Source organism: Lentilactobacillus buchneri, assembly GCF_018314255.1.
GTDB lineage: Bacteria > Bacillota > Bacilli > Lactobacillales > Lactobacillaceae > Lentilactobacillus > Lentilactobacillus buchneri.
Genome location: NZ_CP073066.1, coordinates 1,073,868 through 1,087,046 on the forward strand (window position 1 = coordinate 1,073,868; position 13,179 = coordinate 1,087,046).

The window sequence follows — 13,179 nt, forward strand, 5'->3', positions numbered from 1 at the left end:
AACAAAAACTCTTCCAAGTATCAGGGAATTTTCCGCTTCCACAGATATTAAAAGAGTTTTCTTTCATTTTTATCATTATTTCGAAATCCAGTGTGAGATAATAACAGCATTATCTCAATTCCAACGACAAGGTGGTTATATCATGAAATTTTCAGTCCTCGGGCCAGCCGGCACCTTTGCCGACGCAGCCGCGAAAGCTTATCTTAAAACCCAGCCATTAACCAACGTGACTTTTGACTATCATCCCACTTTCGATCAAGTCTACCAAGCCGTTTCCGGCGACAACCTTGGTTTATTGCCATTAGAAAACCAGCTTGACGGTTATGTGTCCGCAACCCTTCAACGCCTGCAGACCGCCAACGTCACGGAAATCGGCGAAGTCACCATTCCAGTTGATTTTGGCCTGGTAGCAAACGTTGCTGATTTACAACAAATTAAACGACTTTATGTTCAATTCAAGACTGAGGGTCAGTGCCAGAAGTTATTGTCAACCATCCCCAACGTGCAAATCATCACCACATCATCAAACATGATTTCACTGGAGAAGTTCCAGTCCGGCCAGCCGGGCGACGCGGCGATCATCCCCCAATCGCAGATGGGCGATTTATCCGCACCGTTAATGATGGATAATGTCGCAGACCAAGACGATAACAGCACGCGGTTCATTGTGTTCAAATCAAGACGAGCGCACCTGGATAGGCTTGCCCAGCAAACATTAGTGACTGACCAGTTCAAGGCACCACTATTTGTCACGCCGGCTTTCAACGATCACCCGGGAACCCTCTACAACATTCTCGGCTACTTTGCGGCCAGCCAATTAAATCTGGTGGCATTAATGTCCTTGCCGACCAAAACGCAGTTAGGGGTCTATTCATTTTATCTCGAAGTCTCTGGAACCCGTGATCAGCAAGCTGATCTCTTTAAGACGCTTGAGCGAATGGCTGCCAATTATCAGGTTCATCCCCTCGGCTACTATGCTGTCTGAGCTGCTGGGGCCTCCTGCTTAGCCTTGATGGCACGTTGCTTGGCCAAATTCTGACGATGAAATTCTGCCAGGTGAACAGCTTGGGTAACAAACAAATGGGTGCTGGCTTCATAATGGTATTTACGGCCAAGTTCGGCAATGTAGCCGTTAATGTAATCAACTTCAGTTGGCCGGTCCTTAATCATATCCTGATACATTGATGGGTAATGAAGCGGCATATCGATTCGGGTGTTGTGGTCAAGGGCAGCCATTTCTTCGTCACGGCTGGAAACTAATTTGATATCAGCTCGGGCACAAATGTCATAGGCTTCATCAATCAATTGCCGGCCCATTTGATAAGCCCCTTTGAAGTTGCCAAATTCACCCATTGGTAACTCGAACATGGTACAAATCGTGTTAATAACTGAGTTAAAGATAACCTTGGTCATCAAAGTTCCGGTGAAGTCATCCGTTAAGGTTGGGTTCATCTTGGCTTTTTGCAGTTCATCGAAGAGTGCCTGGCACATTGCGTCCGGCTTTTCGTTGAGTGGGCACATGTTCATCTTGCCGGCACCCCGCTTACCCATGAAGTCAACCTCGCCGGGACCGGGAAGCACGGTCGCAATTAACGCGGTTCCGCCAATGATTTTGTCATCAGCGAAGTACTTCTGTAGTTTTTCAATGTGGCCCATCCCATTCATCGCAGTGAAGGCGTATTGATCTTCGTGGAAGAAATGTGAACAGCGATCAAGATAATCTTGCAGCTGCATTTGTTTGGTAAAGAAAATAAACATGTCCGGATGGCCATCAAAGGTTTCTGGGGTTTCCAATTTAATCTTAGTCAAATGGCGGTCCTTATGATCACGCATCACATATACACCACCCTGTTCACGAATCTTGTCGATATGTGGCTGCCATGTATCGATAAATGTGACATCGTTGCCAGCCTCTTGCAGTAAAATACCATATCGTAATCCCATTGCGCCTGCACCAATCATTGCAAACTTCATAAAAACCACACTCCAATTTTCTATTTTATTTTTGACTGAAAAAAGCGCCCCTAATCTTATCTCTAAGATTAAGGGCGCTTTCGCGTGTTACCACCTAAATTCACGATCTGCTCACACAAATCGTCTCATCATGTACGGCCATTGCTGACGATACACTGGCACTTTAAGGGGTGCACACCGAAGATACTCATCACTTCGCATCTACTGCTTAGAGGCTACTTTCAATTCGATCACCATCATCCCTTCTCACTTAACGGGACTCCCTGAAATGGTTAGACGAATCTACTCTCCTCATCGCTGCATTTTTTCAATCAAATTTTAATGTGCCTATAATCTAACTCACGAGATTTTAATTGTCAACCAAAATTTGGAAACTTTTTTTAAAATGCCTGAAGCAGCCTCGGAGAATCCATTTGTAGTCATGGTTTGAAAGAATTTCCGTTTTTCGCGTTGACAAGTGTAACCTTTGGCGATAAGATATAGACAATTAAAGTTTACACATGTAGATTTTGGACGAATGGGAGATGGGTTTTTGAAAATAGTTGTTTTAATTGCTGGATTAGCCTTGATTGGTTTTATCGGCTGGTGGTTCTTCGGCAAGCACCAAGTTGCTCAAACCAACGCCAAGGTTAACGATGATCAGCAAATCGTCGATGTTGAGGTCAAAGGTGGCTATTCACCGGAAGTGGTTGTGTTGAAGCAAGGCGTTCCCGCGACCCTGAACTTTACCCGAACAGATTCATCATCCTGTTTGGATCGAGTCGTCTTTTCGGACTTTGGAATCAACCAAGCGTTACCGCAGAACCAAAAAGAATCAGTTGAAATCGATACCAGCCAATCCGGAGAGTTCCAACGGGCCTGCGGAATGGATATGTTTCACGGCAAATTAGTGATTAAATAAATGGAGGAATCAATCATGAATGAAAATAAACAAACAGTTAACGTAACCGTCGCCGGGGGCTATCAGCCATCTGTCATCAAATTGAAGCAGGGTGTGCCAGCCGAAATCAATTTCAAACGGATTAATGACCAGGGGTGCTTGGATGTTGTCCATTCCAATGAACTCGGCTTTTCTGAAGAACTCCCAGTCAACGTCACCAAGACGGTTCAAGTGCCAACGGACCAGGCTGGCGAATTTGGTTTTAGCTGTGGCATGGACATGTTCAAAGGGAAAGTTGAGGTTGTCTAATGACTATCACAAAACGATTTTGGATCGCACTGATTTTTTCGCTGCCAATGTTGGCGGAGATGATTCTAAAGCCATTCGGCTGGATGATGCCTGGCGGGGAATGGACAATGTTTATTCTGACCACGATCGTGATGATCGTCGCAGCCGGCCCATTCATCAATAGTGCCTGGGCATCGTTTAAAAAACACCACTCCAATATGGACACCCTAGTGGCGATCGGAACGACCACGGCATATGTTTACAGCATTTATGCGATGGCAACTCACCAGCCGGTGTTCTTTGAAAGTGCAGCATTCGTGACCACATTTGTTCTGCTTGGACAGGTCTTTGAAGAACGGATGCGCAACAATGCCTCCAATGCCGTTGAAAAATTGGTCAATTTACAGGCGAAAGATGCCGAAGTTGTCCGTGATGGCAAGATTGTCAGAGTCCCAATCTCAGAGATTGTCGTCGGTGACCTCATCAAAGTTCGGCCAGGTGAAAAGATTGCTGTTGACGGCCAAATCGTCAGTGGGTCATCAACGATTGACGAATCAATGATTACTGGCGAAAGTATGCCGGTTGAAAAAAAGGCCGGTGATTCAGTTGTTGGCGCTACAGTCAATGGGACTGGAACGTTCACTTTCAAAGCAGCCAAAGTGGGCAAAAACACCATGCTGGCTCAGATCGTCGAATTGGTCAAAAAAGCTCAGAATAGTCATGCGCCAATTCAAGGATTAACCGATAAAGTCTCGGAAATCTTTGTCCCGCTGGTATTGATAATCGCCATTTCAACCTTCTTAATCTGGTACGTCTTCATTGGTGCCAGCGTTGCCAACGCCCTGATCTTTGCAGTCTCAGTGGTCGTCATTGCCTGCCCATGTGCACTCGGCTTAGCAACACCAACCGCCTTAATGGTGGGAACCGGCCGCAGTGCCCGAATGGGAATCCTGATTAAAAATGGTGAAGTTTTAGAGGCTGTCAACGATGTTAAAACAGTCATTTTTGATAAGACCGGAACGATTACGGTTGGTAAGCCCCAAGTCACAGATATTGTTGGCGACGCCAGCCAAGTCTTAAAGATTGCCGCAAGTTTGGAAGCCTCATCCGAGCATCCATTGGCAACCGCAATTATCAAGAATGCCAAGGAGCACGGCATTGATTACTCACCTGCTGAAAACTTTTCAGCCATTGAAGGCAAGGGCGTTCGAGCCGTGGTGGATGGAAAAAGTGCCTTTGTCGGCAATGCCAAGTTGTTGAATGACGTTGAAGTGAGTGACACATTTAAACAACAAATGGCAACTTTACAGTCACAAGCCAAAACAGTCGTCTTTGTTGGCCAAGGTCACCAAATTATTGGCCTAATCGCCATTCAAGATGCTCCCAAGCCGACTTCAAAGGATGCCATCTCAGCGCTCAAATCACAAGGGCTAAAGACAGTCATGCTGACTGGTGACAATCAGGCAGTTTCACAGGCAATCGCCAGCCAAGTTGGCATTGATCAAGTCGTTGCCGACGTGCTGCCAGCCGACAAGGCCGACCAGGTCAAGCAATTTCAAAGCGCCGGCAAAGTGGCGTTTGTCGGTGACGGTATTAACGATGCTCCAGCCTTGAGCACCGCTGACGTCGGCATTGCCATGGGATCCGGAACCGATATCGCTATTGAGTCCGGTGGAATTGTCTTAGTTAAAAATGATCTCCGCGACGTTTACAAGGCATTGGAACTTAGCAAGAAGACATTTAACCGGATCAAGTTGAACCTATTCTGGGCATTTGTCTATAACGTATTGGGAATTCCAGTTGCTGCTGGAGTATTCTACTTTATCGGAATGACCTTGAGTCCCGAATTGGCTGGTTTGGCAATGGCCTTGAGTTCCCTGTCAGTCGTTACCAGTTCAGTATTGCTCAATCGAACCAAAATTACGCCTAGTGCACAAGTGGCATAATCTAAAATATAAAATGGGCAACCGGGACGTGTCAAAACACGAGTCGGTTGCCCATTTGCATACATAATTTGAATTGGTTATTGTTCACCCAGCAGTCGTTTAAGCCTGGCAATCCGCTCATCCAACGGTGGATGGGTATCAAACATCTTGGCCAAAAAAGGTGTTTTTCCTTGCCGGGTGACCGGCTCATTAATATAAAGCGCGGCACTCTTGGCAGTCGGATTGTTGGTTGGTGTGGTGTCATTTTTTAACAAGGTTAATGCATTAATTAAGCCTTGCGGATCCCGGGTCAAATTAACCCCGGAAACATCGGCCAATGATTCCCGTTCACGTGAAACAGAGAACTGGAGGATTTGGGCAACTGGCACTCCGACTGCGCGGATGATCCAGCCGCCGAGCCACATGATGAGTCCAAAAACTAAAATTCCAACCGCAATTGCCCAACTGGATTTGGCGTCATCGTCGCTGTCACTGCCGAACCAGCTGAACCAACGGCCACCTCTGATTAAGCTGATTCCGGAAACAATCAGAACTGTCCCGGCCCCGGCAATAAACGTGGTTAAGGCAACGGTAATCGATGATACTCGGATATCGTAGTTTTTGATATGCGAGATTTCGTGCGCCAAAACCCCTTCCAACTCTTCACGGTTCATCATTTCCCGCAAACCTTTAGTAACCGCAACCGCAGCGTGTTGCGGATCTCTTCCGGTTGCAAAGGCATTTGGAGAAGGATCATCCGTCAAATAGATTGCCGGCATTGGGATATGGGCAACCATCACCAAGTCACTGACAATGTTAAACAATTCCGGGTCGTCTGATTCTTGGAGTTGATGCGCATTGGCAGATTTCATCAAAATGTTGGTCACACTCATGTAGACAAAGAACGAATAGATGGCCGCCCCAATGAGAAAGCCAACCATCGTGTAAGTCGGAATCAGCCAATCAATACTTTCATCTTGGGTGGCAACCGCAAACACCAACCCAATTAGAAAGCCAATAACGGCAATTAAAACAACAAAGAAAGCCATGACTGACCAGGTTCGTCGTCGATTCTGCTGAACTTGCTGATTTATGGTATCCATTATCAGTCAGGCCCCTTTAAAATTTCATTTGTGGTACTTCTTTGGACTGTTCAGGAACTTCCAGATAAGAACGAGCTGGGAAGGTTCCGAATTTGGCAACCAAATTACTTGGGAAGGTTTGCAGTTTGTTATTATATGCCATGACGTTACTATTGTAATTCTGCCGTGAAAAGGCAATCTTATTCTCGGTATTGGTCAGTTCTTCCTGCAATGCCAAGAAATTTTGGTTTGCCTTTAATTCGGGATAGTTTTCGGAAACCGCAAACAAATGATTCAACGCCCCGGTTAACTCATTATCGGCTTTAACCTTATCGCCCAGACTGGCGTTGGGGTCTTGAATTTGTGATCTCATCGCGGTCACTTTTTCAAAGGTTTCCTGTTCGTGCTTGGCATAACCTTTAACGGTTTCCAGCAAGTTGGGCAGCAAGTCTCCCCGTCGCTGAAGCTGAACGTCAATCTGGCTGGCAGCTTCGTCAACCAGGTTCCGTTGGCTAACCAGGCCGTTGTATAAGGCGACAACGATCACGATTAGAACGATGATGATAATTCCAGTAATTAATAGTCCCATTGTGTGTTCCTCCTTGCGTTGTTTCACTTAAATGTATCATATCAGCCGCCAATACAAAAGGTCTCAGGCCCATTTATTGAATAAGCTTAATCTGCCTAAGTCGTTTCACGAAACATTTTAAGCCTTGCTTGACTATCTTTTCTTAAACTCTTAAAGTATTATTAAATATATATTAAAGAATGATTAGGAGTGATTAGGATGGTTGAAACAGCGCCCGTTACAGACGAACTCGATCGCTATATGATCGAGCAATTTAAACAATTTCATCGCCACCCCGAACTTTGTGATCAAGAGAAATGGACAACGGCCAAGATTGCCGATGAGCTGCATCAAATGGCCATTCCAATCCTGAATTTTCCCATTCAAAGCGGCCTTGTCGCCCAAATTGGCCCAGGTAATGGTCCAACAATTGCGTTGCGTGCAGATATTGATGCACTACCGCTCCAAGAAGAAACTGATTTACCTTACAAATCAGAAATCTCCGGCGCAGCGCATGCTTGCGGACATGATTTTCATATTGCGGCACTCTTAGGGGCAGCGAAGTTACTAAAAGAACGAGAATCGCAGTTATCCGGCAATGTCCGCTTAATCTTTGAACCCGGCGAAGAACGCCACGTTGGCGCACGGGAAATGATTCATGCGGGGATCCTTAAAGATGTCCTGGCAATCTCTGGAATCCACAACATGCCAACCATTCCAGTGGGGACCGTTGGCATGAAAATCGGCAAGTTGATGGCCTCCAACGACAATTTTGACGTGACCATCACCGGAGTTGGCTCCCATGCCGCAATGCCGCAAACCGGCCGTGACCCAATCGTTGCCGTTGCAAATACGATTATGACCCTGCAGACGATTGTCAGCCGAAACATCTCGCCTTCTGATCGGCTAGTCCTAACAGTTGGTGCCATTCGCGGCGGCCATGTCAACAATGTCATTCCGGAAAGTGCCGGCTTTAAAGGAACCATCCGGACTTTTTCCGAAGCCGACCGCAAACTTGCCAAACAGCGGTTTTACGAGATTGTGAATGCCACTGCCAGCGCTTATGACCAAACAGCAACCATTACATGGGATCAGGGACCCGCTCCTGTGGACAACAGTGAAGCAATCACAAACCTCATCGCAAACCAGGCAAGCCAATTCATGAAAGTCACTGATGCCATCCCTTCCAACGCCGATGATGATTTTGCCGAGTATGAGCAATTAATTCCCGGCTGTTACGCATTCATGGGCAGCAAGGGCCAGGCTAACTTACATCACCCGGACTTTATTGCCAACCCCGAAGGCCTCAAATACGCAGCGAAGTTCCACGAGCAGGCTGCATTGGCACTGTTAGCTCATTTTAATCAGAAAGATAAGGTGGAATAGCACAATATGGATAATAATGAAAAGCTGCAGATTTTAAAGGATCTGATTTCCTTTCGCACCGTCAACGGCAACGAACATCTGGTAACCGCCTATATTCACGACTTGCTGGCCAAACACGGGATAAGCTCAACTTTCATCAAATACGCTGAAAACCGAGATGACTTGATTGCTGAATATGACACGGGTAATCCTGGGCCGGTTCTGGGCTTCTCCGGCCACGCCGACGTTGTCCATGAAGGCGCCTTATCAACTTGGACGACGCCACCTTTTGAACCCAATGTCCGTGATAACCGTTTATATGGCCGTGGAGCCGCCGATATGAAAGGTGGACTCGCTGGCCTAACAATCGCGTTCATCAGCCTTGTGGAGTCCAAAAGCGTCCACAATGGCATTTTGAGGCTTTATGTGACTATGGGTGAGGAAGTCGGTGAGCTCGGGTCAAAATTATTGGCCGATAAAGGCTACGTAGATGATCTCGACGCCGTGGTGATCGGTGAACCCAGTGGGGTCTCAAAAGAGCGCCTCGATGCTTACGTCGATAGTGGCGGCGCTAAATTCACGCCAGAATTGGCAGCCAAGCTCCATCAGGTCAGTCATGACCGAAAATCGCCTGAACAGCATTTTATCTTCTTTGCCCATAAAGGCTGGCTGATGTATGAAGTCGTTGCCCATGGTAAGGCAGCCCACTCATCAATGCCAAAGATGGGAATCAACGCCATCGATATGCTGGTGAATTACTACCTCAAGGAAAAACAGTTCTATCAAAGCATTCAAGCCACTGATCCAATTCTGGGCGATACCGTGTACGCTCCGACAATTATTGCCGGTGGTAAACAAATCAACAGTATTCCAGACATTGCCAGCTTGAAAGTCAAAGTTCGGACGATCCCTGAGTTCGATAACCAAACGATCATCAAGAAACTCCACCAGCTGATTGATCATTTAAATCAACAGCCAGGGTACAACCTGACAATCGATATTACCAGTAAACGGCCGGTGATCAATCATCCCGGATCAGCGATTATCGACATCGCCCAAAAAGCTGGCGCCCACCACCTGCATGAATCTTTGGACCTGCCAACGATCGGGGTGTCGCTTGGAACAGATGCCTCTGAATACACCCGAGTGAACCAAAAGATGGATGTGGTGGTCCTCGGGCCGGGGAACACGACCAGCCATCAGCACGATGAATATATTGATCTGGATACTTACTACAATATGATTGAGACTTACAAAGAAATTGGCCAACAATATTTGAATTAAAAGAAATAAAATGAGCAGGATCACCAGATTTGACGGTGGTCCTGCTCATTTTTTACTGCTATTAAGTTAGATTCGCTTTAACTTGCCAATTGATAATGCTTCTTCACGAGATTGGACAGGTAACTCAACAACCCAATCATTGCCAGGTACATCAACGATACCAGCAACCAAACTTTGAAACCTTCCATGTTTCTGGAAATAATGATTGTTCCTTGCTGGGTCAGTTCAGCCACCCCGATCGCCGACAGAACCGAGGTCCCTTTTAATGCGATGATAAATTGGTTGATAAATGAGGGTGCCATAATTCGCAAGGCTTGCGGCAGTACAATGTATCTCATGGCTTGGAAATACGACATCCCGTTGGAACGAGCCGCTTCCATTTGACCACCTTCGACTGCCTCAATCCCACCACGGACAAAGGAAGCCGTATAAGCACTATTTTCCATAACGATGGTGATGACCCCGGCAATAAACAGTGGGATCTTCTCACCTGTTAGGTTGGGAATCCCAATGTACACGAAGAATGCCAACACCATGACTGGAATACTCTTGAAGACAAAGGCGTAAGTGGAAGATAATCCTCGCAGGAACTTGTTTGGCGTGGCGCCCAAGATACCGAGAATAATTCCGATGATCGTCGCGAAGAAAATGGCAACAATCGTGATCTCCAGGGTCATCTTGATCCCGTTGCCAAACGAAGTGGCGTTACTCTTCAACAGGCCAAAGTATGTCCGATCGGAATTTGATTGAACTGGGATCGCTGACTTACTGTGTTCACCAGTGCAGAATTTGACGATTTTATCGTAGGTCCCATCTTTTTTGATGGCAGCCAAACCGGCATTGAATCGTTTCAGCAATTCCTGATTGTGGCCTTTCTTAACCCCGAAGGCGACCGGATTTTTATTGGCGGCCTTCCCAACTAACTGGAGTTTCATCTTGTTTTTGATTGAGTATAACAACGTGGCCGTGGAATCAATCGCCGCAGCCGAGTTTCCAACCAAAACGTTACTCAGTTCAGTGTTACTATCGTTGAACCGGGTAATATGAAAGCCATATTTCTTTTGAATGCTTTCGGCATACTGCTCAGAGGTTGAACCGGTCTTAACGGCGACGGTCTTGCCCTTCAAATCATTATATCCTTTAATCGAACTCCCCTTTGGCACTGCCAATGCGAGGCCAACATTATAATATGGCTTTGAAAAATCAATCTTCTCAGCTCGTTCCGGCGTCGCCATCATAGCGGCAATCACGCCGTCAACTTGGTTGCCTTCCAACGCTTGAATGGCTGCCGCAAAGTTCATGACTTTCAACGTGTAGGTGAAGTTCTCCTTCTTGGCGGCCGCCCGAAGGATTTCAATATCGAGACCAGGGTGAGCCGTATTATAAGATCCGTTCTTGGCCTGAATTTCAAACGGCACAAAGGTCGGTCCAACACCAATTGTGTAGTGTTCTTTTGATTGTGCGGATGCAACATTATTCATTAGGAATAAAAACGAGAACGCCGACACAAATATAATTAATAATCTTCTAATCTTTTTCAAAATACTCACTCCTCAAAAATGGCTTTTATAAAATATAGCATTTTATCAGCACTATGGGAAGAGGTTGGCTCAATTTAGATGTCGCAATACCTCACATATCATTAAGCTTAAAGCCGCTTGCGGGTTGATTTTAAGGGAATGATGAGTATTTATCTAATTATTCAAATAGATATTATTCATATTTTGTATATTTTATACAAAAAGTTGGAACTGAGAGATTGATGGATCTTTGATGCTTTCAATAAGTGCTCATCAAAGGTATTTCCACCAAAAATTCAGTTCCAACTTGTTAAGTGCTTATACTAATCCTTGTGCCATCATGGCTTCAGCGACCTTCTCAAATCCAGCAATATTGGCGCCAGCTTGATAGTCCTTATCCAAATGATATTTTTTGTCAGCAGCTTCGGACTTGGTGAAAATATCTTCCATGATGTCTTGAAGCCGGTTATCGACCGTTTCAAAACTCCAAGCCAACCGTTCGCTGTTTTGGCTCATTTCCAAAGCAGATACCGCCACGCCGCCAGCATTGGCTGCTTTGGCCGGGCCATACAGAATATCGCCGTCACGATAAATTGCAATCGCATCCGGGTAACTCGGCATGTTGGCACCCTCACAGACATACTTGACACCGTCTTTGACGATCAATTTTGCCTGATCCTTGTTGATTTCATTTTGAGTCGCGCATGGTAAAGCAATGTCATAGTCAACGTCAAAATCCCAGACAGATCCACCATGGTATTCAGCGGATGCCACCCGGTCGGCATATTCACGGATCCGGCCGCGTTCAACTTCTTTAATCTGCTGAACAACTTTGTAGTCAATTCCTTTGGGGTCATAAATGTAGCCGTTGGAATCTGAAACGGTGATGACTTTGGCCCCGAGTTCTGTGGCCTTTTGAATGGCATAAGTGGCGACGTTTCCGGCACCTGAAATCTTGATCTTCTTGCCGGTTAAAGTGTCGCCCTGGGCCTTTAACATCGCGTTAGTGTAATACAGCAAGCCAAAACCGGTCGCTTCAGTACGGGCGAGACTGCCGCCAAATGTCAATCCTTTACCAGTCAACACGCCATTTTGATAACCATTCAGCCGTTTATAAGCACCAAATAAGTAGCCAATTTCACGGCCGCCAACACCAATATCGCCTGCAGGAACATCCAGGTCAGGCCCAATGTGGCGTTGTAATTCGGTCATAAAGCTTTGACAGAAGCGCATGATCTCAGAATCAGATTTGCCTTTGGGGTCAAAATCACTGCCACCCTTGGCACCACCGATGGGCAAACCAGTTAAACTATTTTTCAAAATTTGTTCGAAGCCAAGAAATTTGACCACGCTCAAGTTAACACTGGGATGTAACCTCAAACCGCCTTTGTAAGGACCAATGGCGGAGTTAAATTGAACCCGAAACCCACGATTGACATTAAATTGGCCATCGTCTGACTGCCAAGGAACCCGGAATTGAATTGCCCGTTCCGGCTCGACTAATTGTGCGAGCAGATTGCTCTTCACATATTCTGGATGGGCCTCTAAAGTTGGTTCCAGGCTATCCAGGACAGTAAATACAGCTTCCTGAAATTCGGTTTGGTTCGGATCTCGACGATCAATTTGATCTTTGATTGATTCAATATATGACTTAACGTTGGTCAAAATTATTCCCACTTTCTATATTAGCTTGTGTGACAAATACATCCTGTAAACCGATTGTAGACTCACAACCGTCATTTACATCATTAGGTAATATCTTAGCAGAAATTTTATTAGAAGTCTTCACATTTTATTATATTTATCAAATATATATTCAGTAAAAGAGGCCCAAACCGTTTATTCAACGATTTGAGCCTCTTGATTTATTAGTGGGTAACTCGGAACACGAATGGGTTCGTGAAAGCATTATGTCAGAAATAATGTCCGAATTGTGAAATACTGCAATTTTCTGAATGAATGCATCACCACCTTATCGAATACCAATGGCACCACCACACATACGGAATGTGTTGGCATTGATACGTTCCTGGCCATTAGTGGTCAAACTAGGAAGAATAGCAGTAATTGGTGTTTGAATACCAGTGTAAATAACACCAGCGGCCAAGATATAAGTGAACCCGGCATACCAGAGCTTAGCGGTACCATGCAAGTTTGGTGCGGTGAAGGCTAAGAAAGTTGCAACGGCAAGTAGTTGTATAGCAATTGATCTGGTGTGAGGGAAAGCATCCAGTTAATGTTTCTTTCGAACGTTTCTTTCAAAGTCGAATCTGGCAAATATTTAATGTCGTAA

The 13,179-nt window shown here is 45.7% G+C and carries 12 protein-coding genes; 6 read left to right on the forward strand and 6 right to left on the reverse strand.

The features are described from left to right. The first annotated feature begins 142 nt into the window (after positions 1-142). A complete protein-coding gene (locus KE627_RS05195) occupies positions 143-985 on the forward strand; it encodes a prephenate dehydratase (RefSeq protein WP_013727027.1) in 843 nt (280 codons plus the stop codon). Here KE627_RS05195 and KE627_RS05200 read toward each other — a convergent pair. After that, positions 973-1,974 (reverse strand): ketopantoate reductase family protein, encoded by a 1,002-nt coding sequence (locus KE627_RS05200; protein WP_013727026.1) that lies wholly within the window; start codon positions 1,972-1,974, stop codon positions 973-975. The genes KE627_RS05195 and KE627_RS05200 overlap by 13 nt on opposite strands. Positions 1,975-2,506: 532 nt before the next feature. On the opposite strand from KE627_RS05200, the gene KE627_RS05205 reads away from it, so the two are divergent. The 3 genes from KE627_RS05205 to KE627_RS05215 are packed head-to-tail and all read left to right on the forward strand — an operon-like array spanning position 2,507 to position 5,088. Next, the gene (locus KE627_RS05205; RefSeq protein WP_146971963.1) at positions 2,507-2,875 is read left to right on the forward strand and encodes a cupredoxin domain-containing protein; all 369 of its coding nucleotides are present in this window, start codon (positions 2,507-2,509) and stop codon (positions 2,873-2,875) included. 15 nt (positions 2,876-2,890) lie between these two features. Beyond that, a complete protein-coding gene (locus KE627_RS05210; protein WP_013727024.1) occupies positions 2,891-3,163 on the forward strand; it encodes a cupredoxin domain-containing protein in 273 nt (90 codons plus the stop codon). After that, a complete protein-coding gene (locus KE627_RS05215) occupies positions 3,163-5,088 on the forward strand; it encodes a copper-translocating P-type ATPase (RefSeq protein ID WP_013727023.1) in 1,926 nt (641 codons plus the stop codon). Before KE627_RS05210 ends, KE627_RS05215 begins: the two co-directional genes overlap by 1 nt. 77 nt (positions 5,089-5,165) lie before the next feature. Here KE627_RS05215 and KE627_RS05220 read toward each other — a convergent pair whose 3' ends face one another. After that, the gene (locus KE627_RS05220; protein ID WP_013727022.1) at positions 5,166-6,170 is read right to left on the reverse strand and encodes a M48 family metalloprotease; all 1,005 of its coding nucleotides are present in this window, start codon (positions 6,168-6,170) and stop codon (positions 5,166-5,168) included. Between the two features lie 16 nt (positions 6,171-6,186). Further along, positions 6,187-6,738 carry a LemA family protein gene (locus KE627_RS05225; protein ID WP_013727021.1) on the reverse strand — a complete coding sequence of 184 codons (552 nt, stop codon included), beginning with the start codon at positions 6,736-6,738 and terminating at the stop codon, positions 6,187-6,189. A gap of 198 nt (positions 6,739-6,936) precedes the next feature. Between KE627_RS05225 and KE627_RS05230 the strand changes: the two genes are divergently transcribed. Together KE627_RS05230 and KE627_RS05235 are read left to right on the forward strand one after the other, a co-directional pair. After that, a complete protein-coding gene (locus KE627_RS05230) occupies positions 6,937-8,103 on the forward strand; it encodes an amidohydrolase (protein WP_013727020.1) in 1,167 nt (388 codons plus the stop codon). Between the two features lie 6 nt (positions 8,104-8,109). Continuing rightward, positions 8,110-9,366, forward strand: coding sequence for a M20/M25/M40 family metallo-hydrolase (locus KE627_RS05235; protein WP_082602324.1), 1,257 nt, complete (start codon positions 8,110-8,112; stop codon positions 9,364-9,366). Between the two features lie 77 nt (positions 9,367-9,443). Here KE627_RS05235 and KE627_RS05240 read toward each other — a convergent pair whose 3' ends face one another. The 3 genes from KE627_RS05240 to KE627_RS05250 all read right to left on the reverse strand — a co-directional run bounded on the left by KE627_RS05240 (position 9,444) and on the right by KE627_RS05250 (position 13,038). Then, positions 9,444-10,847, reverse strand: coding sequence for an ABC transporter substrate-binding protein/permease (locus KE627_RS05240; protein WP_225424212.1), 1,404 nt, complete (start codon positions 10,845-10,847; stop codon positions 9,444-9,446). A 357-nt stretch (positions 10,848-11,204) separates the two neighbouring features. Beyond that, complete coding sequence (gene gdhA, locus KE627_RS05245) at positions 11,205-12,551, reverse strand: NADP-specific glutamate dehydrogenase (RefSeq protein WP_013727018.1); 1,347 nt, start codon at positions 12,549-12,551, stop codon at positions 11,205-11,207. 307 nt (positions 12,552-12,858) lie between these two features. Next, positions 12,859-13,038, reverse strand: a complete 180-nt coding sequence (locus KE627_RS05250) for a hypothetical protein (protein ID WP_369581018.1) — start codon at positions 13,036-13,038, stop codon at positions 12,859-12,861. Positions 13,039-13,179 lie beyond the last annotated feature (141 nt).

Excerpts from the sequence above, each read along its gene's own strand:
- KE627_RS05210 (WP_013727024.1), top strand. The coding sequence starts at position 2,891 with ATGAATGAAAATAAACAAACAGTTAACGTAACCGTCGCCGGGGGCTAT.
- KE627_RS05235 (WP_082602324.1), top strand. The coding sequence starts at position 8,110 with ATGGATAATAATGAAAAGCTGCAGATTTTAAAGGATCTGATTTCCTTT.
- KE627_RS05200 (WP_013727026.1), bottom strand. The coding sequence starts at position 1,974 with ATGAAGTTTGCAATGATTGGTGCAGGCGCAATGGGATTACGATATGGT.
- KE627_RS05225 (WP_013727021.1), bottom strand. The coding sequence starts at position 6,738 with ATGGGACTATTAATTACTGGAATTATCATCATCGTTCTAATCGTGATC.
- KE627_RS05195 (WP_013727027.1), top strand. The coding sequence starts at position 143 with ATGAAATTTTCAGTCCTCGGGCCAGCCGGCACCTTTGCCGACGCAGCC.
- KE627_RS05220 (WP_013727022.1), bottom strand. The coding sequence starts at position 6,170 with ATGGATACCATAAATCAGCAAGTTCAGCAGAATCGACGACGAACCTGG.
- KE627_RS05215 (WP_013727023.1), top strand. The coding sequence starts at position 3,163 with ATGACTATCACAAAACGATTTTGGATCGCACTGATTTTTTCGCTGCCA.
- KE627_RS05240 (WP_225424212.1), bottom strand. The coding sequence starts at position 10,847 with ATGAATAATGTTGCATCCGCACAATCAAAAGAACACTACACAATTGGT.
- KE627_RS05230 (WP_013727020.1), top strand. The coding sequence starts at position 6,937 with ATGGTTGAAACAGCGCCCGTTACAGACGAACTCGATCGCTATATGATC.